The sequence below is a fragment of the Helicobacter muridarum genome (assembly GCF_000765805.2).
GTDB classification, from domain to species: domain Bacteria; phylum Campylobacterota; class Campylobacteria; order Campylobacterales; family Helicobacteraceae; genus Helicobacter_A; species Helicobacter_A muridarum.
Genome location: NZ_JRPD02000014.1, coordinates 1 through 20,486, shown reverse-complemented (window position 1 = coordinate 20,486; position 20,486 = coordinate 1). Strand labels below are relative to the sequence as shown.

General features: G+C 32.5%; 20 protein-coding genes. 9 read left to right on the top strand and 11 right to left on the bottom strand.

The features are described from left to right. Nucleotides 1–11: 11 nt before the first annotated feature. From fliH to hisC, 4 genes are read right to left on the bottom strand one after another with little or no spacing between them, the layout of a single operon-like run. Nucleotides 12–818 carry a flagellar assembly protein FliH gene (gene fliH / locus LS73_RS06575; RefSeq protein WP_034557985.1) on the bottom strand — a complete coding sequence of 269 codons (807 nt, stop codon included), beginning with the start codon at nt 816–818 and terminating at the stop codon, nt 12–14. After that, entirely contained in the window at nt 805–1,836 is a 1,032-nt protein-coding gene (fliG, locus tag LS73_RS06570; protein WP_034557984.1) for a flagellar motor switch protein FliG, read from the bottom strand. The genes fliH and fliG overlap by 14 nt, the downstream gene beginning before the upstream one ends. A gap of 28 nt (nt 1,837–1,864) precedes the next feature. Continuing rightward, on the bottom strand, nt 1,865–3,556 hold the full coding sequence (fliF, locus tag LS73_RS06565) for a flagellar basal-body MS-ring/collar protein FliF (protein WP_034557983.1): 1,692 nt from the start codon (nt 3,554–3,556) through the stop codon (nt 1,865–1,867). Nucleotides 3,557–3,587: 31 nt separating this feature from the next. Continuing rightward, nucleotides 3,588–4,700: a histidinol-phosphate transaminase gene (hisC, locus tag LS73_RS06560; protein WP_034557982.1), complete on the bottom strand. Its 1,113-nt coding sequence runs from the start codon at nt 4,698–4,700 to the stop codon at nt 3,588–3,590. 112 nt (nt 4,701–4,812) lie between these two features. Between hisC and LS73_RS06555 the strand changes: the two genes are divergently transcribed. Beyond that, entirely contained in the window at nt 4,813–5,061 is a 249-nt protein-coding gene (locus LS73_RS06555) for a FeoA family protein (protein ID WP_034557981.1), read from the top strand. A 20-nt stretch (nt 5,062–5,081) separates the two neighbouring features. Here LS73_RS06555 and LS73_RS06550 read toward each other — a convergent pair whose 3' ends face one another. Together LS73_RS06550 and LS73_RS06545 are read right to left on the bottom strand one after the other, a co-directional pair. Beyond that, nucleotides 5,082–7,064 carry an ABC-F family ATP-binding cassette domain-containing protein gene (locus tag LS73_RS06550; protein ID WP_034557980.1) on the bottom strand — a complete coding sequence of 661 codons (1,983 nt, stop codon included), beginning with the start codon at nt 7,062–7,064 and terminating at the stop codon, nt 5,082–5,084. A 34-nt stretch (nt 7,065–7,098) separates the two neighbouring features. Continuing rightward, nucleotides 7,099–7,617 (bottom strand): hypothetical protein, encoded by a 519-nt coding sequence (locus LS73_RS06545; RefSeq protein ID WP_034557979.1) that lies wholly within the window; start codon nt 7,615–7,617, stop codon nt 7,099–7,101. Between the two features lie 212 nt (nt 7,618–7,829). Between LS73_RS06545 and rplU the strand changes: the two genes are divergently transcribed. Together rplU and rpmA are read left to right on the top strand one after the other, a co-directional pair. After that, nucleotides 7,830–8,150: a 50S ribosomal protein L21 gene (rplU, locus tag LS73_RS06540; RefSeq protein WP_034557978.1), complete on the top strand. Its 321-nt coding sequence runs from the start codon at nt 7,830–7,832 to the stop codon at nt 8,148–8,150. A gap of 9 nt (nt 8,151–8,159) precedes the next feature. Beyond that, nucleotides 8,160–8,417: a 50S ribosomal protein L27 gene (rpmA, locus tag LS73_RS06535; RefSeq protein ID WP_034557977.1), complete on the top strand. Its 258-nt coding sequence runs from the start codon at nt 8,160–8,162 to the stop codon at nt 8,415–8,417. A 206-nt stretch (nt 8,418–8,623) separates the two neighbouring features. Here rpmA and LS73_RS06530 read toward each other — a convergent pair whose 3' ends face one another. Beyond that, nucleotides 8,624–10,042, bottom strand: coding sequence for a glutamyl-tRNA reductase (locus tag LS73_RS06530; RefSeq protein WP_034557976.1), 1,419 nt, complete (start codon nt 10,040–10,042; stop codon nt 8,624–8,626). After that, entirely contained in the window at nt 10,042–11,001 is a 960-nt protein-coding gene (locus LS73_RS06525) for a polyprenyl synthetase family protein (RefSeq protein WP_052089632.1), read from the bottom strand. The genes LS73_RS06530 and LS73_RS06525 overlap by 1 nt, the downstream gene beginning before the upstream one ends. A gap of 131 nt (nt 11,002–11,132) precedes the next feature. On the opposite strand from LS73_RS06525, the gene ppa reads away from it, so the two are divergent. After that, a complete protein-coding gene (gene ppa / locus LS73_RS06520) occupies nt 11,133–11,654 on the top strand; it encodes an inorganic diphosphatase (RefSeq protein ID WP_104692177.1) in 522 nt (173 codons plus the stop codon). Nucleotides 11,655–12,075: 421 nt separating this feature from the next. Then, a complete protein-coding gene (locus LS73_RS06515; protein WP_034557975.1) occupies nt 12,076–12,855 on the top strand; it encodes a TSUP family transporter in 780 nt (259 codons plus the stop codon). Nucleotides 12,856–12,932: 77 nt separating this feature from the next. On the opposite strand, the gene rsmG is transcribed toward LS73_RS06515, so the two are convergent. The 3 genes from rsmG to tal form a co-directional block, all read right to left on the bottom strand. Next, on the bottom strand, nt 12,933–13,640 hold the full coding sequence (gene rsmG, locus LS73_RS06510; RefSeq protein WP_158654950.1) for a 16S rRNA (guanine(527)-N(7))-methyltransferase RsmG: 708 nt from the start codon (nt 13,638–13,640) through the stop codon (nt 12,933–12,935). A 210-nt stretch (nt 13,641–13,850) separates the two neighbouring features. Beyond that, a complete protein-coding gene (gene folD, locus LS73_RS06505; protein ID WP_034557045.1) occupies nt 13,851–14,705 on the bottom strand; it encodes a bifunctional methylenetetrahydrofolate dehydrogenase/methenyltetrahydrofolate cyclohydrolase FolD in 855 nt (284 codons plus the stop codon). Beyond that, a complete protein-coding gene (gene tal, locus LS73_RS06500) occupies nt 14,705–15,763 on the bottom strand; it encodes a transaldolase (protein ID WP_034557046.1) in 1,059 nt (352 codons plus the stop codon). Before tal ends, folD begins: the two co-directional genes overlap by 1 nt. 93 nt (nt 15,764–15,856) lie before the next feature. Here tal and LS73_RS06495 point away from each other — a divergent pair, with 93 nt between their 5' ends. From LS73_RS06495 to LS73_RS06480, 4 genes are all read left to right on the top strand, one after another. Continuing rightward, entirely contained in the window at nt 15,857–17,065 is a 1,209-nt protein-coding gene (locus tag LS73_RS06495) for a DegT/DnrJ/EryC1/StrS family aminotransferase (RefSeq protein ID WP_034557047.1), read from the top strand. A gap of 55 nt (nt 17,066–17,120) precedes the next feature. Next, nucleotides 17,121–18,047, top strand: coding sequence for a D-2-hydroxyacid dehydrogenase (locus tag LS73_RS06490; RefSeq protein ID WP_034557048.1), 927 nt, complete (start codon nt 17,121–17,123; stop codon nt 18,045–18,047). A 44-nt stretch (nt 18,048–18,091) separates the two neighbouring features. Continuing rightward, nucleotides 18,092–18,763: a tRNA (guanosine(37)-N1)-methyltransferase TrmD gene (trmD, locus tag LS73_RS06485; protein ID WP_034557049.1), complete on the top strand. Its 672-nt coding sequence runs from the start codon at nt 18,092–18,094 to the stop codon at nt 18,761–18,763. Nucleotides 18,764–19,081: 318 nt separating this feature from the next. Then, on the top strand, nt 19,082–19,972 hold the full coding sequence (locus LS73_RS06480; protein ID WP_138070004.1) for an alpha-1,2-fucosyltransferase: 891 nt from the start codon (nt 19,082–19,084) through the stop codon (nt 19,970–19,972). Nucleotides 19,973–20,486 lie beyond the last annotated feature (514 nt).

The following is a 20,486-nucleotide window of genomic DNA, read 5'->3' as shown; positions in this document are numbered from 1 at the left end:
ACGAGCAAAAATTAATCTTTCAAATTATCCAAAACAGACTGCTTTAGCATCTTATATCTAGACATAATATTGCCATCAAGACTGCCTAGGTTAGAGGAAATAACCACACCTCCACGAGATATAGCATTATCAGCTTCAATCTGAACTTTCTCATTTCCCTTTAAATTCTCTTTAAGAAAAACATAATCAATAGGATTCACTTTTATATTAATTTGTGTAGCTTCTATAATATTAGACAAAAGAGATTTTGTAAGTTCTAATGCAACTTTTTGAGAATTATCATCAATCTCTTTAACAATTACTTCTCTAGCCATATCTATAGCTATACTGCTTAATTCTTTCTCAAGGTCTTCTAAATGAGCTTGAGATTGCTTCAATGTATTCTCTAAAGTAATTAGAGATTGAACAATTTTTTCTCTTTCTTGAGAAATAACAGATTCCATCTCTGCCTTAGCCTCATTTTTACCTTCTTCAAATCCCCTCTTATATGACTCATCTGTAGTTTTATTAATTGTTTCTTGCATGTCAACTTGAGATTTTTCAAACTGCATTTGTAGTTTTGCAAGATTACCAGAAAGCTCATCGCTCTTATGCAATAACTTCTCAATCAGTTCTTTCTCAAGAGAAGCAGTCATAGAATTTTTTTCAATATCATCAGATAATTGAGGCGAATTCTCATCACCGTTAGCAACAGTCGTATCGCCTTTCTGCATTAAAGGCTTGCTAGGATATTGTTGTATAGACTTAAATTGATATTTATTTACAACATGCGCACTCATCTGCTCTTCTTGTATGAGATTATGACTACGAGATAACATCGTCTTGTTCCCCTAGCTGGATTAGACCTTGTTCAGAAAGATTTTGAACAATTTCGATAATCTTTCTTTGGGCTGCTTCAATATCCCTTACTTTAACAGCCCCAAGGAACTGTATTTCTTCAGCAAACTGCTCACTTGCCCTAGAACTCATATTGCTCATAAACTTTTGCTTCAATTCATCTGCGCTAGACTTTAATGCCAATGCTAAATCTTTTTTATCAGCTACCTTTAATATCTCAATAATAGCAGACTTATCAAGTTTAATCATATCTTCAAATGTAAACATCATCTCTTTGATTTCATTTGCAAGCTGCTCATCTCTTTGCTCAATCTGCGCAAGCGTAGCTTTTGAAGTTTTTTGTCCCATTCTGTTAAACATTTCTGCAACAGCACGAGGACCACCAACCTCAACCTTGTAGCTAGTAAGAGATTCTACTTGTTGCTCAAGGACAGCTGAAACACGTTTAACAACAGATGGAGAAATATCACCAAGATTTGCCATACGAATAGATATTTCCGCCCTCAACTCATCAGTAAAAAATCCTAATGTTTCAGCCGCACCACCTGAATCCATATGAGCTAAAATAAGAGCAATTGTTTGAGGATGCTCATTTACAATAAAATCAGCAAGCTGCTGCGGCTTAACCTTATCAAGATAACCAAAGTTCTTTGTAGATTGCATAGTTTTTGCGAGCTTATCAAGCACTCTTCTAGCTACATCAGGACCAAGAGTTCGTATAAGCAACTCTCTAGCATAATCAACACCGCCAGAATTGATATATTGATTAGATTGTAAAATGGTATAAAACTCTTCTAAAACAGCAGCACCAACAGCTTTATCAGTGCCACCAAGTTGCATAATATGCTTGCTTATTTCTGTAATAGATTCTATATCTAGATGATGAAATACTTCACTTGTAATTTCCTCTCCAACTTGAATAAGCAAAATAGCCACTTTTTCAGACATTGATAATTCATCATATTGAGATCTTTGCTTTTGTGTTAATGTCAAAGCCATACCATACTCCTCAATTAAAATTAATAGATTATTTCATTTCTATTTCATCTCGTATCAATGCTTGAAACAATCCGGCCACTTCATCTGGTTTAGACCTTACAGCCTCCTTAATTTTCTCAAGCAATACATCATATTTTACAGCATCTTCATTAAATCCTTCCCCAATTCCTAATTGCTCTTCAACCCTTTTTCTCATCTCATTGGCACGGTTAAGAGTATCGTCATCATCATCAAAGTCAAATAGGGGCTGTTGCTCTGACTCCTCTTCTTCATGAACTTCTAACATTCTCTCGGCAAAAGGAACAATAACTTTCTTATAGAAGAAGAATAACACAATAATTACTAGCACATATCGTAACAATGGCATAAAAGGACCGAGATACTTCTCTACAGCTTGAGCCACTTTTTCAAAATTAGTTAGAGGAGGAATACCAGATCCAACAGAATTAAGCTGACCTGGAACAACACTCACTATATCGCCTCTATCTACCTTAAATCCCGATGCAGCTTCAACCGTTTTTTGAATGTTTGCTAGATCTTCTGCGCTCCTAGGAGAATACTGCATAGTTATAACACCTGTTTCCTCATTGACATTCTCTGTGTAAGTCCCATCTACTACAACAGCAACAGTCATTCTTTTTAGTTGTGGATATTGAACTTTTGTAGTAGTTTGCTTCTTGTCTGGCAAATAGTTGGTAGCAGATTGGGACTTCTCATATTTCTCCCTATTGCCACCATCTAAATCATTAACTTCTTTAATATTATTGATAACTCCAGGGACACCACCAGGCTCTTTTGGTGCTAGCCCTTCTCTCTTTTCCTCTAAAGCACTCTCACTAACAACAGCAGAATCCTTACTATACACCTCCTCTATGCTTTCTTGCTTACCAAAATCAAAGTCCATATTGACACTAACACTCATTCTATCCAGTCCACCAACATACTTGGCTATAGCTTGCTGAATCTTTAATGTAGTCTCTTTTTCAGCCTGAATGCGATATTGAAGCTCCTTGAAAGCTCTTTCATTCTCAACTTCATCTGGATTTTGCTCACCTAGTGCCCTACCCATTTGATCTGTAATAAAAACATTTTCTGGAATTAGACCATTAAAGGAATTAGCAACAAGATTTTTGATTCCAAATATTTGCTTAGGGCTAAGGCTAGTATTTTCATATAAAACTAAAGCAACGCTAGCCTTTGGTAAAGCCTTACTTTGAACAAATACATCATCTTTTGGCTCTGATACTTCAACCCTAGCTTCCTTTATTGGACTAAGCACCATAAGAGTCTGCTCTAATTGTCCTTTTCTAGCTCTATATGTCTTAATTCGTATCTCTTCAGAAGTCTGCCCAAAAGTGCTTTCATCAAAGATTCCATAATCAACTCTACCTTTTGGTATTCCCTGCATTGCAAGCTCATTACGAACTTCATAAACTTTATTTTGAGGAACAACTATTGTATTCTCATTTGTCATACGATATGGAATATTTTGCTGTTTAAGATAAGAAATTGCAGCACCTGTATCACTGGGATTCTCGGCTGAAAATAAAACCTGAAAACCATCTGAACTTCCTGATTGCCTTTCGCCTAAAGACGAAACAAGAAGATATGACAAAAATGCAACAATTACAATAACAGTAACTAAAACAACAATTTGTTGTTTTTTATTCAGCTTATTAATAAGGTTTTGTAATTGCACAAATATCGCTTTAAAATCCACGGCTAGCTACCTTATCATAAATAATGTGTTATCAAAAAGAATCTTTATAACTAATTAGTATCCCTGCCATTTTGCTAAGCAAAAAATCATTTTGACTAGGCGTTCCTATTGTAATCCTCATCGCATTCAACCCATAACTAGAAAGGTCTCTAACAACGATTCCTTGTTTCAACAAAAAACTGGATATTGTAGTAGAATTTAACTTATCATGCAATAAAAAAGTTACAAAGTTTCCATAAGATTCAATAATCTCTAAACCATACTCATCTGCAAAAACATAATATCTTTGCATTTGTGTAAAATTATTCTGTAGTGTTTTGCTAATAAAATCAATATCCTGCAAAGAGGCATTAGCAGCCCTAAGGCTCAAGGTAGTAACATTAAAGGGTGGGCGTAGCTTATGCAAAAGAGATATGATATTATCATTTGCTATACCATAGCCAATTCTCATGCCGCCCAAACCATATATCTTAGAAAATGTCCCAAGATATATGACATTTGGAAATTCCACTATATCCTTAGGATAAATGGCAAAATCATTATCTTTGTATGCGCAATACTCCATATACGCACAATCAAGAATAACCAAACAATCAGTAGAAATTTTATTTAAAAATTCAATTAAATCAACTCTCTTTAGAGCCTCACCTAGTGGATTATTGGGAGTGCAAATGAATATAATATCTGGTTTATGCCTATGATACATGTCTATCATAGAATCCAAATCGTGAAAAAAACTTGTAGTTTTAATAATATTGGCATTACATTGCTTTGCATATATCTCATACATAGCAAAAGTATATTGAGCCATAAGTATCGTCTTGGCAGAATCACAAATAGAATGCACACAAAATTCAATGATCTGATCACTCCCACTACCAATAATAATATTATCACTTTTAACATCATATTTATTGGCTAGTGATTTCTTAATATCGCTATAGGAATCATCAGGATAAACACTAGCTAGGTTAGCATATTCAATAATAGCTTTTTTAGCACTTGGAGCTACACCAAAAGGGTTCTCATTACTACCTAGCTTTATAATATTCTCTGGTGGAATATGGTAACTAGCCATCACCTCTTCTAACGGTTTGCCAGCTTGATAAGTAGGTAAATCGAATAAATAGTCATGAAACTTCATAAAAAATCCTAAAATCTATATCGGCATTATTATAGCATATGATTTGGATTTAATACTTTTGAGTAGTATTTTATAATAAGCTTATATACATTAAGACATAAAGGAGATATTAATGACTTTAGTGGATTCTAAACCAAATAAACAATATATTATAACTGCTATAGATAATGTTTCATACGATTTACAGCAAAGATTCTATGCTATGGGATTATATGAAGGAAGCGTTGTTACATTGCAACATGTATCTCTAGCAAAAGATACATATAGCTTTAATATTCAGGGCTCTCATGTGGCTTTGCGCAAAAGTGAAGCAAAGCTAGTAGTCATACAAGAACAAGAGCTAGATTCCAATATGTCTTAGAATCAAATTAACAATAGAGCCTAACTGCATTTATTAGATAGCTCAATAAATCTTTCCCATTTAAATTCTAGGTTTTCTTTAGTTGTTAAGAGATCTTGGCTAAGCTTCTCCACACCATAGCGCATATATTCATCTGGATTTGCTAAATAACTCTCTAATTGTTTTGCTATATTTTCTAGCTCTTGTATCTCCAACTCTAAAGTATCATATTCTAACTGTTCCTTGTAGCTCAATTTCTTTTGTGGCTTAATATTTGTAGGATTTACATTATTGGACTTTGGACTTTGATTTACTTCATGTTGAATTTGATATGATAATTCTTTAATCTCATTGTGTCTCTCTATTATTTCACTATAGCTACTATGAGAAATAAAATGTGTAGCCTTATTAAACAAAGAATCTTTGGGCTGAATAACCAAAAGTCTTTGTGCAATTTTATCTGTAAAATAGCGATCATGGCTAACAAATATAATAGCACCTTTGTAGCTTTGCAGATACGATTCTACAATATTCATAGTTGCTATATCTAAGTCGTTTGTAGGTTCATCTAGTATTAGACAATCATATTGCTTTGTAAGAAGCAAGGCTAGAGCAACACGCGACTTCTCACCGCCACTAAGTAATCCTACTTTTTTTTGTAACTCACTCTTAGGAAACAAAAAGCCTTTCAAATACCCATATACATGGATACTTTTTCCATCAATATCAATTGTATCACCACCATTTGGGCAAAATGTCTCAATCAAAGTTTTAGAATCTTGCAACATACTTTTATGCTGATCAAAATAGCCAATACTAATATCAGACCTAGAGATTAATCCCGAAGTTTTAATATGCGAATCTTGTAATTTCCCTAATAAAGCTCTCAAAAAAGTGCTTTTGCCGCTACCATTTTTCCCAACTATACCAAGTTTATCACCCTGTGAGATAATAAGATTCAAGCTATCAAGCAATGTAATATTACCTATCTTGATTGAAAAATCATGTAACTCAAATAAAATCTTTTTAGCATTCTTGGATTTCTCTTGGATAATATTATCAAATGTCTTCTCAAGAGTTTGGGCAATGCTACGAAGTGAAGTTGGCATGGATTTTACTTTTTCCCTTAGGGCAAAAAGTCTTTCTTTTCGCCCCTCATTTCTCTTAAGTCTAGCTTTTACACCCCTTTGTAGCCATTGCTCTTCATTTTTTAGAATCTTTTTTAGCACCTCTTGCTCTTTTTGGAGATTATGTAGCATTTGTTGCTTTGCTTGTAAATAACTTAGGTATGCTCCTTGTGCACTATTATTTTGAATAAAGTTATTTAGTTTTCCATTTTCAAGCTCAATAATTCTAGTAGCTACCTTATCAATGAAATATCTATCATGACTAACAAATATAATAGATTTTGACATATTGCAGAGAGTTTTTTCTAAGAATTCAACCATTTCTACATCTAGGTGATTGGTAGGCTCATCAAGTATAACAATATCACAATCTGACAATAGAATACATGCTAAGATTACTCTTTTTTGTTCACCACCGCTAAGAGAAATGCTTAATCTATCTTTATATTGCATTATGTCAAAGCTCTGCATAATGTATTTTACTTTTGATTCCAAATCCCAACCATCATGCTGTGAAATATAGCTATATAGCATATTATATTCTTGTTTAAGAATACAGTCATGCAAGAAATCTTGAGTATTTGAGATTTGAATCCATCTATCATGAGCCTCTCTAATATGGCTTAGACTAGATTCTATACTCTGTTGCACTGTGTGACTGGAATCAAATGAAATATGCTGTGGTAAGGTAGCAATCTTTAGATTATTTCTTACTATACGTTGACCGCTATCTTGTTGAATAGATGAATCAATAATTCCAAGCAATGTGCTTTTGCCACTGCCATTTTTCCCAATGAGTGCTATCCTCTCTTTCTCGTTAATTGTTAATGATAAATTATTTAATAACAAATTATCCCCATATTGCTTGGAGACTTCAAGCAAGCTAAGAAGAGACATATAATTTCCTTAAAATATATAAAATTGTAATGCTTTATTTACAAAGCAAATAACTAACCACTACAATTACACCAAACAAAATACCTAAAATATATGCAATAGGATAGAACAAATTGCAATATATCAATAATGCAAAACCAAAACACATAAAAAATAAAGCTAAGATTCTAACATATGAAAAACTAAGCTCAAAGCCTAAACTAACTTTAGATATATCTAGGAATTTAAGCATTTTTCTGTATCTATCTTTTTTGTGTTGTTGCGATGATTTTGGTGAATTTGATATGTTTTTCATATCATTAATATCTATGCTAGATTGACTTGATGTTTTATCTATATTGTCTACATCATTTATATAACTTTGAGCTAGTTCCTCCTTGGACATATCATTTTGCGCTTTAATAACCTTTTGTTTTATTTTCTTGCTAATAGAATAAAATGATGCAATCGCAGTAGCTATATATGATAGCATGGCTACCATTGTAGAATATAGCCAATGTGGTTTATAATACATGGTTGCTAGCATTAGTATTACTAGCAAAACAATTGACATTATAAGGATTTTCCTTCCTGATAAGATATTTATTAAATTATTAATCATGGTATTACAAAACTCCAAAACTACACATAGGCACACAACAACACGGATAGAATATATATAATAGAATATACAAGATTTTACAATTAATTTAAATACTAATTATAATAAATTTAGTAAAATGCGTTATAATCATTGCCTTTAATTATTTTGAGAAAGGAATGCTAATGCAAGCAATATTTAAGAACGGAGGCAAGCAATACAAGGCACAAGTAGGCGATATTTTGCTACTTGATAAACTAAGCCTTGAGCCAAAGTCAAAGCTAGAAATCAATGAGGTTCTAGCAATATTAGATGACTCAATAGAAAATAATATTGAGCTAGGTTCTCCTTTTATACCAAACGCAAAAGTAGAGTTAGAAGTGATTAATGAAGGCAGAGGCAAAAAAGTCATTATCTTCAAGAAACGGCGCAGAAAAGATAGCAAAACAAAAAGAGGCTTTAGAAGAGACTTTACAAGAGTAAAAGTTACTAATATTACAAAATAAGGACACAATATGGCACACAAGAAAGGACAAGGTAGCACTCAGAATAATAGAGATTCTGCAGGAAGAAGATTAGGAATAAAGAAATTTGGCTCTCAATTCGTTAGAGCTGGTAATATCATAGTTCGCCAAAGAGGAACTAAGATTCATGCAGGAGATAACGTAGGCATAGGAAGAGACCACACTATATATGCGCTCATTGATGGTATAGTGCAGTTTAAAAGCAAGGATAAATATAGAAAAAAGGTATCTGTTATACCTAACAATTAATCTCATGAATCTAACTAAAATTGATATATTCAATGATTGAGTAGTTAGTCCACTAAACCAATAAAATTTAACTACAACTACATAGGGCTTAGGATAAGTCCATAATTAATTATTTACATAATAAACCAAATTAAAAAATAAAATCTCTATACTTAAGCTATTAAACATATATAATTTGGATGGATATAAAAGAGATTCTATAATAGTTATTTTTCACATTTATATTGATTTAGTAAGACTTGCTCACCATCTCCAAAAACATTACCAATAGATTCTAACACAGTGTCATAACTCTCATGCTCTGCCATTGCTTTTAGCTTCATAGTCGGAGAATGCAAAAATTCATTAAATGCACTATGAAGGAGTTTCATAGCATTATCTCGCAATGCTTCAGGTATAAAGCCTTTTTTAATAGCTCTATTTATCTCCTTTATGCTAGCTTGCTTTGCCCTTGCTCTCATGCCCTTAATAATTGGATCAATCTCAAGAGTAGATAACCAATGTAAAAACTCAATCGTTACCCTAGCAACAATCTCATGTGCTTCTTTGGCACTTTGCTTGCGAGAATTAATAAATTCATCTGCTTTGCTTTTAAGATTATCTACACCTATTACTTCTATTTCTCCTAATTTATACTTTTCTATATCATGAGTATCAAATGCAATATTGCGTGGAATTGACAAGTCTATAAACAACCTCTTAGAATCCTTACGATATAAGCTATCTTTGGTTAGTAATATTCCCCCACCTACTGCACTAAACACAACATCATAATCATTGATACAAGGTTTTAGAGAAGAAAAATCCAAAATTTTTACACTCTTTTGTAACCCTAAATCTAGTAATATTTGTTGCGCGTTAGCTAATGTACGATTACAAATAGTAATATCAAGAGGATAACGAGTTAAATATTTTAGACATAAAACACCCATTTCACCAATACCAATAACAAGAATACGTGGCTTATATTCCTCATCTTTATATTCAACTTGCCTAATATTAGAATCTATCTCCAAATCATTCATAAGTTCTAAATTCTTCGATATAACAATAGAATTTATATTGTCCACACTATTAAGAAAATCAAGCCCATATCCAACTGCAACAGAAGCTATAGAAATAGGATTCTTAGAAATATCTGTTTTATTTCTAACTTCTGCTGCACAACGAAATGCAAAATGCATAAGCCTTGTTAAATGTTTAGCACAAAAGCCATTATCATAGCTAACTTTATAAGCATTCTTAAGTTGTCCGCTAATTTGTGTTTCCCCTAATGCTAGCGATAACAAAGAGCTAGCTACACAAAAGCTATGATATATAGCATCTTTGCCTTGCAAAATCAAGGCTTTATCCTTTAGAGTTTCTTTTTGAATGAACTTCTTATTAGAGATAGCCTCTATAATATTATCAAATACAGATTCAGGTTTAGAATCTATAAATTTGGCAGAATCTAAAAATAGATATATCTCACAACGATTACAAGTAGATAACAGTATAATCTCTACTATTCCATTAATATTTAGCAAAATAGGCAAAAATGCTTTAGATTCCTTATCACTGAAATGTAACTTTTCGCGTAACGACATGTCGGTATTTTGATGTGAAAAACTTACCAAAGCATACATTAAAAATCCCTTTTTATCATTATGTCGATTACGGATTCCAACTTAGCATTATTAAGTATTACTGCATATTCCTTAGCTATATTTGCATAATATAATGCCTTTTGTTTAGCTTTATCAAGTGATTTTTCTGCCAATAATGAACATAGTCTTTGTTTATCTTCAATGGACATATTTTTTTTAAAAAGAGAAAGTAACCAAAATTTTTGTGCACTATCTAATTCATGATAAAGATATATATATGGTAGTGTTGTTTTACCGCTAACAAAATCCATCATAGCTGGTTTACCAAGAGTCTTTGTATCCTGTGTAATGTCTAAAATATCATCAACAATTTGAAATGCCATACCAAGATATAAACCATACTTATAATGTAAATCAGCCTTATCACAAGAAGCAATATCTAATTTAACTGCATGTGGATTGATAGAATCAACTGCCAAACAATCCTGCAAGATAGACGCGCTCTTGACACTTGCAGCAATCAAATCGGCACTTTTATGCTCTATCATATGCAAATATTTTTCTTCGTCTTCATTAAAATTTTGCTCTAAATGCACATCTTCTAATTCCCCAATGCTTAATTTACAAACACTTAATGATAAACTTTGCGCTATGAGTGGATGAAGTTTTGATAACTCATAAAATGCACGCGAATATAAAATATCACCTAGCATAATTGCTTTTTTATTACCAAATTCCGCATTTATACTAGGCTTGCCACGTCTTAAATCGCTCTCATCTATTACATCATCATGTAGCAAAGACGCACTTTGTATAAGCTCTACAATAGCGCATAATATATATGCAAACTCATGATTTACTATGTCCAAAATTAGCTTTGAGCGTAACATCTTACCCTCTTGCAAATGTTCATATAACGATATAGCTAGGGGGCTTTTTGTATCTTGTATGATTGATAATGCTAACTGCGAAATCTTTCTTTTTTCATTATTATCCATAAGTAAGCCTTATTTTAAACATGAGAACAGCTATTCTAACATGTTTTTAGTATTTTTTTGATATTAGCTTTGGAATGGGCTAATAGATTTAATATGCTATAATTTTAAATTTATTTAATAAAGGAGAAATCATGGATATTTCAAAAATTAGCTTAGGCAGTATTCCAGATTCCATTAATGTAGTAATAGAGATTCCTTTTGGCTCTGATATAAAATATGAAATTGACAAAGATAGTGGTGCTGTTGTGGTGGATAGAATCATGCGTTCGGCTGTGTATTATCCAGCCAACTATGGCTTTGTCCCACACACATTAGCAGATGATGATGATCCTATGGATATCTTAGTCCTTAATGAATATCCACTTCAAGCTGGCTCTGTGATTAAAGCTAGGTTAATTGGCGTGTTATTAATGGAAGATGAAGGCGGCATGGACGAGAAGCTTTTAGCAGTTGCCATTGATAAAATAGACCCAACCTATAAAGACGTAAAAAGCTATAAAGACTTACCTCAAATAACACTTGATAGAATCAAAAATTTCTTTGAAACATATAAGATGTTAGAACCTGAAAAGTGGGTAAAGGTTACTGACTTTAAAGGTGTAAAAGAAGCCCAAAATATACTAGAAAAAGCAGTGAAAAATTACAAAGGCTAGAATCTTACCCAATATAATAACTACTAATCCATATATTTACCAATAATTAAGCTTAGCTGATTGTCACACCTTAGCCATATTTAAATATGGCTAAACCACATTGTTGTGTTTTGCTTGAATTACCAAATAGAAACATTTATTACCCAATATAATTTTATTAAGACTATTATTTGATCACAAAACACTATTTTAGTAATTTAAGCTTTTTATAATATTTATTAGAGTGATAGAATGAAAATCATCACTATAAAAGAGCATAAGATAGGGCTTATTTAGTTAAGCCGTAAAACAAAACTAATATGTAAAAAATTTCAATAATTTACCCTGCTAATAAATCAAACATTGTTTTTTTAGATAAAAATTGCGCAATCTTAAGTATTCTGAATATACTTAATAAATAACCACACACAAAGGAGAACGTATGTTTGACACAACATACATATATAATGGCATGGAGATATATTGGTATATAGTGCTATTTATGGCTTCTACTATTGGCGGTATTGTTGGCTCTATGTCTGGGGGTGCTGGTATGATAACCATGCCTATTTTGTTACTTAGCGGATTAAATCCAATAATAGCCCTAGCTGTGAATAAACTACAAGCCTGTGTTGGCTCATTCACAAGTGCAGCACATTATTATAAACAAGGCTTAGTAGATATGCGACAGGGTAGGATTCTAATGATAATTGGAGTAACATTTGGCGCGTTAGGCACTGCTACAGTGCAATATATAGAGCTAAGCTTGCTATCTAAAATCCTACCTTTTGCAATGATTATAGTATGCGCTTACTTCTTATTTTCAAAAAATATTAGCGATGAAGATAAAGCTAAGAATCCAAATAAAATCATACTTTACATCACAATGGTTTTAGCTGGATTCTATGGTGGGCTTTTGGGTGTTGGGATTGGCTCATTTATATTAGCTATACTTGTTAGCATTGGTGGATATGGACTAAGCAAGGCTGTAGCTTATTCACGTTGGATTGTCTTTAGTGTAAATTTGGCATCTGCATGTATATTTATAATAAGCGGAAATATACTATGGGCACTAGGAATTATCATGTGCATAGGGCAAGTAATAGGTGCTAGCATAGGAGCCAAACTAGCTATAAAACATGGTGCAAAAATCATTAGACCGCTTATCGTTGGGACTTCTTTTATTTTGTCATTACAACTAATCATCAAGGAATTTTTTTAGGCTTTATTATAGTATTGAGTTGTTGCAGCAGAAATATAACGTTTAATATTATATTGAATTGCAAAAATAAGTCTATATTACTTACTATGCAAATACGCATAGATTCTTTGCTTATAATAAAATCGCTGAAGCAAAAATCCCTCTATATGCTCACAATCTTGAATGCTACTAGTCCCCTTAAATAGTAAATATTTACCATTATTAGCTAAGAGATGTTTGCTACCCTTAACTAAAGAATGTCCATCACAAACAGCTCTGGAAGTAATTAAACTAGCTCCAAAATCTCCAATAGATGATATATTGTAGGAAAAATCAGCTATGACTTTCGCGTTACTAAGGCGTAGCCTAGATATTACATATTGTAAGAATGCCGCCTTCTTTTTACGTGGCTCAATTAGATAAAAATGAGAATCCAAACAATGACAGGCTAGCGCAATAGCAGGGAATCCAGCTCCGCTACCAATATCTACACAAATATCAAATGGTTGCAAAAATGACAAAGGGTATAAGCTATCATTAATGTGAATTTGAATATCCCTTGTATTTTTTGCTCCAGTTAGATTATGTATAGTATTCCAATGCAATAAAACAGAGCAAAACTCATCTAAACGCGAAATACATTCATTTGAGAGATTATAGGATTCACCAGTATTTAATAATACAGATTTGTCTTTAGTATGTATAGAATCTACATACAAACTAGCTTTGGTGATTTTAGAATCTTGATTTAGGTTTTGGCTATTTTGAAATATAATAGAATTTTTTACGTTTATATGATTCTTCACACTAGTCCTTATTTTTATAAATTCTTTTGAAATTTAACTTTTATTGCTCAATAATTTAGGGTTTAGCAAATAATATTGGGGGGGGGGGGGGGTAGATTAAATATGCTAACCCTACTATGCATACTCAAAACCTTATATCATTTTATATATGCTCCTATGATTAGATATTTTATAGAGTTCGCTGTTTTATATATAAAAAATTTAAAAAGACTAAACCAAATTTTGTAATCTTGATTTCGCGCTTTTTATAGTATTTTGCAATAATGATGCAATTGTCATAGGACCAACGCCACCGGGCACAGGTGTAATAAATGAACATATAGGTGCAACATTTTCAAAATCCACATCGCCTACAATCTTACCATTTGGCAAGCGATTGATTCCTATATCCATAATAACTACTCCTTGCTTTACCATATCTTTAGTAATAAGATTTGGTTTACCAACAGCCACACATATAATATCTGCGCGCTTAGTATATGATGCAATGTCTTTAGTATGTATATGGCATATACTAATGGTTGCACCAGCATTAAGCATAAGAGCACCTAATGGCTTACCTACTATATTGCTAGCACCTATGATTACTACATCTTTACCCTTTACACAAATATCATAATGAGCTAGCAAAGACATAATACCTAGCGGAGTAGCAGGTACAAAGCCACAAATTCCGCTATGTAGCTTCCCGCTATTTTTGGTATGGAATCCATCTACATCCTTATTAGGTAACACAGCCTCTAAAATAGCATTAGTATTAATATGACTAGGTAGCGGAAGCTGAATGAGTATGCCATCTATATTAATGTTGTTATTCAAATTTTCAATCATAGCGATTAAATCTTTTTGTGATATATTATCAGGCATTTCATGTAATATTGATGTAATACCTACATTCTTGCAAGCCTTAGACTTCATATTTACATAGGTTTGGCTAGCAGGATCGCTACCTACTAATATTACAGCAAGGCTTGGTATAATGCCCTCTTTAGAGAGATTTAGCACTTCTTTTGCTATATCTTTTTGAATCTCATTAGCTAATGTTTTACCATCCATTATAGTCATTAATTATCCTTCTTCACAAGAGAATCTAGCATATCTTTAAAACTTGCTTGAAAGCTTCGCAAACCTTGATCTAATAAATTAGCCTCTACATGCCTATAATCAACACCAATTACATGCAATCTATCTCTTATATCATTTAACAATGAATTACTAAATTCACTAGATACTTGTCCATCTAGCCTATCATAGTTAATTGACCTAAGAGTAGATAAGGGGACAGTATTAATACAATCAGGAAATGCTAAGGGATAGACATAATAACCAAGATCGTTATATGTGCTGTTTTGTTCCTTTACGCCTGTGCTAGCAAAGAGAATTCTAAAGTTTTTATTGTTATTACGGGTTAGGAAATCATGATAAATAACAGTAGCATTACATATACCATATTTTCCGCGCAAAGAAAAATCTAGCTTTGAATCTATTTCTCTATCAAAACGAGAAACAAATACGCTAATTACTCCTTGCGGATTAGCCACTGCATGATTTATACTTGCATTTGGACTAGCTAGATTTTTATTTAATTGCTTATATCCTTCTTGAAACGCCTTTAAAGTCTTTTGAGCTTGTTCTTGACTAAAAACTAATGTAGCATTTACATTTATTCCTATGCTCATAAGCTGCTCCATAATAACAAAGCCGCTACTAGTAGCTGGCACTTTTATCATGACATTAGAGCATTTCAAGCTCTCCCAAAGCCTTTTACCCTCATTCACACTAGAATCTATATTATTACAAAAGTATGGATCAATCTCTATGCTTATTAGCCCATTCATTGGATTCTCATCATATAGAGGCAATAATATATCAGCAGCAATTTTTATGTCTTGCAAAGCTAAATGTTCATAGATTGCTTTTTTTTGCATATCTTTTGGCATGGATTGAATTGAAGAATCATTAAAAATAAATTCTATATCATTAGAATAACTATCACCCTTTAAAGCTTCTGCGAATATATTAGGATTACTTGTAGCCCCGTTAACTAAGCCCTTATTTACTAATTCCCTAAAATCCAATCGCAAAAACTCGCGTTCAATAAAATCACACCATATACTTATCATAATTTATCCTTTTCATAGCATTCCTTTAAGCTATAATTCAGGCAATATTATAACTAAAGATTCCACTCCTTAGAAAAGACATAAAGGATATAAATGCTTCCTTATTTCACACCATATAGCACGCAAAACATTACAGAATCCGACAAAGAAATGGTAATAAAAGCATTGTCTTCATCACATCTAACGCAAGGGCAATATGTAGAACAATTCGAACAAAAAATTGCAAGCTACATTAACACAAGCCACACCATTGCATATAATTCCGCAACATCAGCACTTTATGCTGCTTTTTCAACATTAAGGGATTATATTGATAATAGTTTGTTTGAAGATTGTTCAATGCTAGCTAATTCCACTTATCTAAAACACGCTAGAGATTCTAAAACATATAGTATCATCACAACACCAATTAGCTTTGTATCAACTGCTAATATGATGTTAGCAAATAATATCCTGCCAATTTTTGCAGATATTACTATGGACGGCAACATAAATCCAAAAAAGCTAGAATCTTGCATACGTGAAGATACGATTGCTATTTGCTCTGTTGATTATGGTGGTAAAAGTGTAGATAGAGTAGAGTTAAGAGAATTTGCTAATAGAAATAAAATATTGTGGATTTCGGATTCTAGCCATTCCTTTGGTGCAGAATTTAACAACAAAAAAATAGCTAGCAATAATAATGAAGAAGCTGATATGTGTATATTTAGCTTTCATGCAGTTAAACCCATTACCACTTGCGAGGGTGGTGCTTTAACTACAAATAACAAAATCTTCGCAAACAATGCGAGATTAATTTGCTCGCATGGAATGATAAAGAAAAATCACTATAATCATGATTGCTTAAAGCTTGGATTTAACTTTAGAATGAACGAATTAAGCGCAGCACTTGGAATCTCACAGTTAGACCGCTTAGAATTATTTATAGCAAAAAGAGAAGAAATTGCTAGATTTTATGATGATTATTTTAAAAATAATCCATACTTCTACACCCCAAGCATTGAAAGCTACAAAAAAAGCAGCAGACATCTCTATCCTGTGTTATTAGATCCAAAATATCTATGCAATAAGGAATCTATAATCCAAGAGCTTTTAAGCCAAAATGTAGGCGTACAAGTGCACTATAAGCCTATATATCATTTTACACTGTATCAAGAATTGCCAATATCTTATACTCTTTTGCGCAATGCTGAAGATTTTTGGCGCGCAGAGCTATCTTTGCCATGTCACCAAAATATGGACATAGCACTTGCAAAAAATATAGCAGATATTATCTTGCGCACTTTTAAAAAGATTTGCTAATATTAATAGCATATATTGCTACAAATAAATTAAGGGGCAATTTAAGGAGGATATAATGAATATTGTTATGCTAGATTCACTAACATTAGGAGAATTTGATACAAATATCTTTTCAAAACTTGGAAATTTTAGTTTTTACCCCACAACAAAATCAGATGAAGTAATACCTCGTTGTAAAGATGCAGATATAGTAATCGTGAATAAAGTTGTGTTAGATGCAAATATAATAGAATCTCTTAGTAATCTAAAGTTAATTTGCGTAGCTGCCACAGGCACAAATAATATCGATTTAGAAACTGCAAAAAAAAGAGGTATCCCAGTAAAAAACGTAGTAGGATATTCAACATATTCTGTAGCCCAACATACATTAACACTAGCCCTAAATCTCTTATCAAAACTAACATATTATTCGCAATATGTAGCAAGTGGAGAATGGGCAAAAAGTGAGATATTCTGCCATCTAGCCTATCCCATAATAGACCTAAAGGATAAGGAATGGGGTATCATTGGGCTTGGTAATATCGGTAGACAGGTTTGTCATTTAGTCAAGGCATTTGGAGCTAGAGTTAGCTATCACTCTACTAGCGGAAATATACAAGCAGGTATTCAACACAAAAGCATAGAGTCTTTACTGCAAACAAGCGATATCATATCTATTCATGCACCATTTAATCCTAAAACACAAAATTTGATTGCAGACAAAGAGCTGCGTCTTCTTAAAAAAGGAGCTATCTTATTAAATCTTGGGCGAGGTGGTATTGTAAATGAACAGGATTTAGCAGCACGGCTAAAAGAACAAGACTTCTATTTTGGTAGTGATGTGTTAGAAAAAGAACCCATGATTCCAAATCACCCATTGCTAAATCCAGACATAGCAAGCAAAGTCATAATAACGCCCCATATAGCATGGGCTTACAAGGATACCAAAGATAAGCTCATAAGTATGGTCGTAGACAATATTAAGGAATTCCTGCGATCATGATTGATTTCTATTATATAGATTATAACTAGATACTGGATAAAGCTGTGCGACTTAGCTTTTTGAGCTTATTTCCAAATGTGATTGAATCATATCTTAACTCTAGCATTATTGGACGCGCTAAGCAAGCAAATATAATATCAATAGACTATATCAATATTAGAGACTTTTCTACTAATGCATATAAAAAGGTAGATAAAGCACTAATAGGTGGAGGGGCCGGTATGTTACTTGAGCCCTATGTATTAGATTTGGCATTGAAAGGATTAAAAGATTCAAGAATTATATTCCTTAGCCCATGTGGTGCTAAATTTAGTTATAAAGACTCAAAAAGGCTAAGCAAGTATTCACATATATCCTTTGTATGTGGGCGATATGAAGGCTTTGATGAGCGTATTATAGAGCTTTATGCTACAGAAATTTTTAGTATTGGAGATTTCATACTTACAGGCGGTGAGCTCGGGGCATTGTGCATAGCTGATTCTATAATAAGACATAAGGAAGGAGTGTTAGGCAATGCTAAATCCCTAGAAGAAGAGAGCTTTGAAGCAAATCTCTTAGAATCTCCCAATTTCACAAAATCAAGAGAATTTGATAGAAAATATAATATTAAGCCTCCATCTGAATTTTCTAATGGTAATCATGCTGTGATAAAGAAAATTAAGCACAATATGGCAACAATGAAAACGCTATATTTTAGACCTGATTTACTTAAGTAATATTTAGGCTCTAAATTATCCTAATACTATCTAAAAAGATTCTTAAGCAATAAAGAGATATTTCACTAGCTAGCTTCTTTAATATGACAAGAGCGGAAGCTTTAGACGAATAATATCTAAAGATAAACGCTATAAAAAATATGAAAATCTATAAACGTGCTTAATAATTGAACAATAAAACATAAATCAAATTTGATTGAATCATCTTAGAATATTACTGGCTTTGGATTTATCATATACAATTCTGTTTAAGCTTTGACAAAAAATTTATGACTAGCTATTATTTGCACTAAATAACATATTTTACTAAGGAGTGTTATGGAGTTTAAGATTGTGCAGATATCTGGTGGACTTGGGAATCAAATGTTTCAATACGCCTTTGCTAAAAGCTTGCAAGTGAGTTTAGACGTGCCTGTGCTACTTGATGTTACTTGGTTTGATGGATATAGTGATTTAAGAGAATTGGGTTTAAATCTTTTTAACATTGATTTGAAATATGCCAATCAACAGCAAATTGATTATGCCAAAATGATGGAAAATAAGCCAAAACTTATAAGAAGTATATTAAAAAGACTTGATTTGTATAGAATTAGCAATAATATAGAATTTGAATATATTCCCAAGCTTCTAAAGCCAAGCCGTTTAATCTACTTTCGTGGTTGTTTCCAAGATCCAAGATATTTTGCTTCTATATCTTCAATAATCAAGCAAACATTCACCCCCCCCCCCCTCCCCCCACAAGATTCCGAACACAAAGAGCAATATAAGCAAAAACTAGCACAAATTCTAGAATCTAAAAATAGTGTATTTGTGCATATAAGACGAGGAGATTATGTAGGATTATCATGGCAGCTTCATATAGATTATCAGTTGAGAGCTATTAAATATATGTCTGAGCGAGTGGAAAACATGGAGCTATTTTTATTTTGCGAAGACTTAGAATTTGTGCGGAATCTAGATCTTGGTTATCCATTTATAGATATGACGACAAGGGATGCTGGAGCTAATCAAAGCCATTTAGATATGATGCTAATGATGTCATGTAAACATGGCATAATAGCAAATAGCACTTATAGCTGGTGGGCTGCGTATCTTATTAATAATGAAGCAAAGATAATAATTGCTCCTAGCTATTGGTTGTTTGGTTATGAAAATATTATTTGTGATGATTGGATAAAGCTAGAGTCTAGACTAGAAGCAAAGTCTTAATTTACTTTTAAGATATTTCACTCACTAGCTCCTTTAATATAACAAAAAATAGAGGCTTAAATCATGGCAAAGGAGATATTTCATCTTTTACTATGTAAAAACCTCTTGCAATCCTCAAGGATTTACCCTTGACTACAAATATGACAAATTTGATTCTATTAATAAAGATATTTTAATCATTTCACTCCTTCAATATGACAATTAGAGATTCTTTAGTTTCTTTAAATGCCCAAATATGACAACCTTCCTCCTCTGTTATTCTAATTTGCTATCTTATCACTCTAAACTAGCCTAAACCTAGATAAAGTATCTACAATTAATAAATAACAAAAAAGATTCTATATCTTTAATTCTCTAAATCATTATAATCTCTAAACAAAAGATTCTATGATAAATAGAATCTAAAATCATCTTGTCATTTTATAAAAGGTTAATTAAAACTCATAACACAAAAGGAATACTATGTAAAACAAGCATAAAGCAATCCACAATCAGATAATTAAGGATTCTGTAA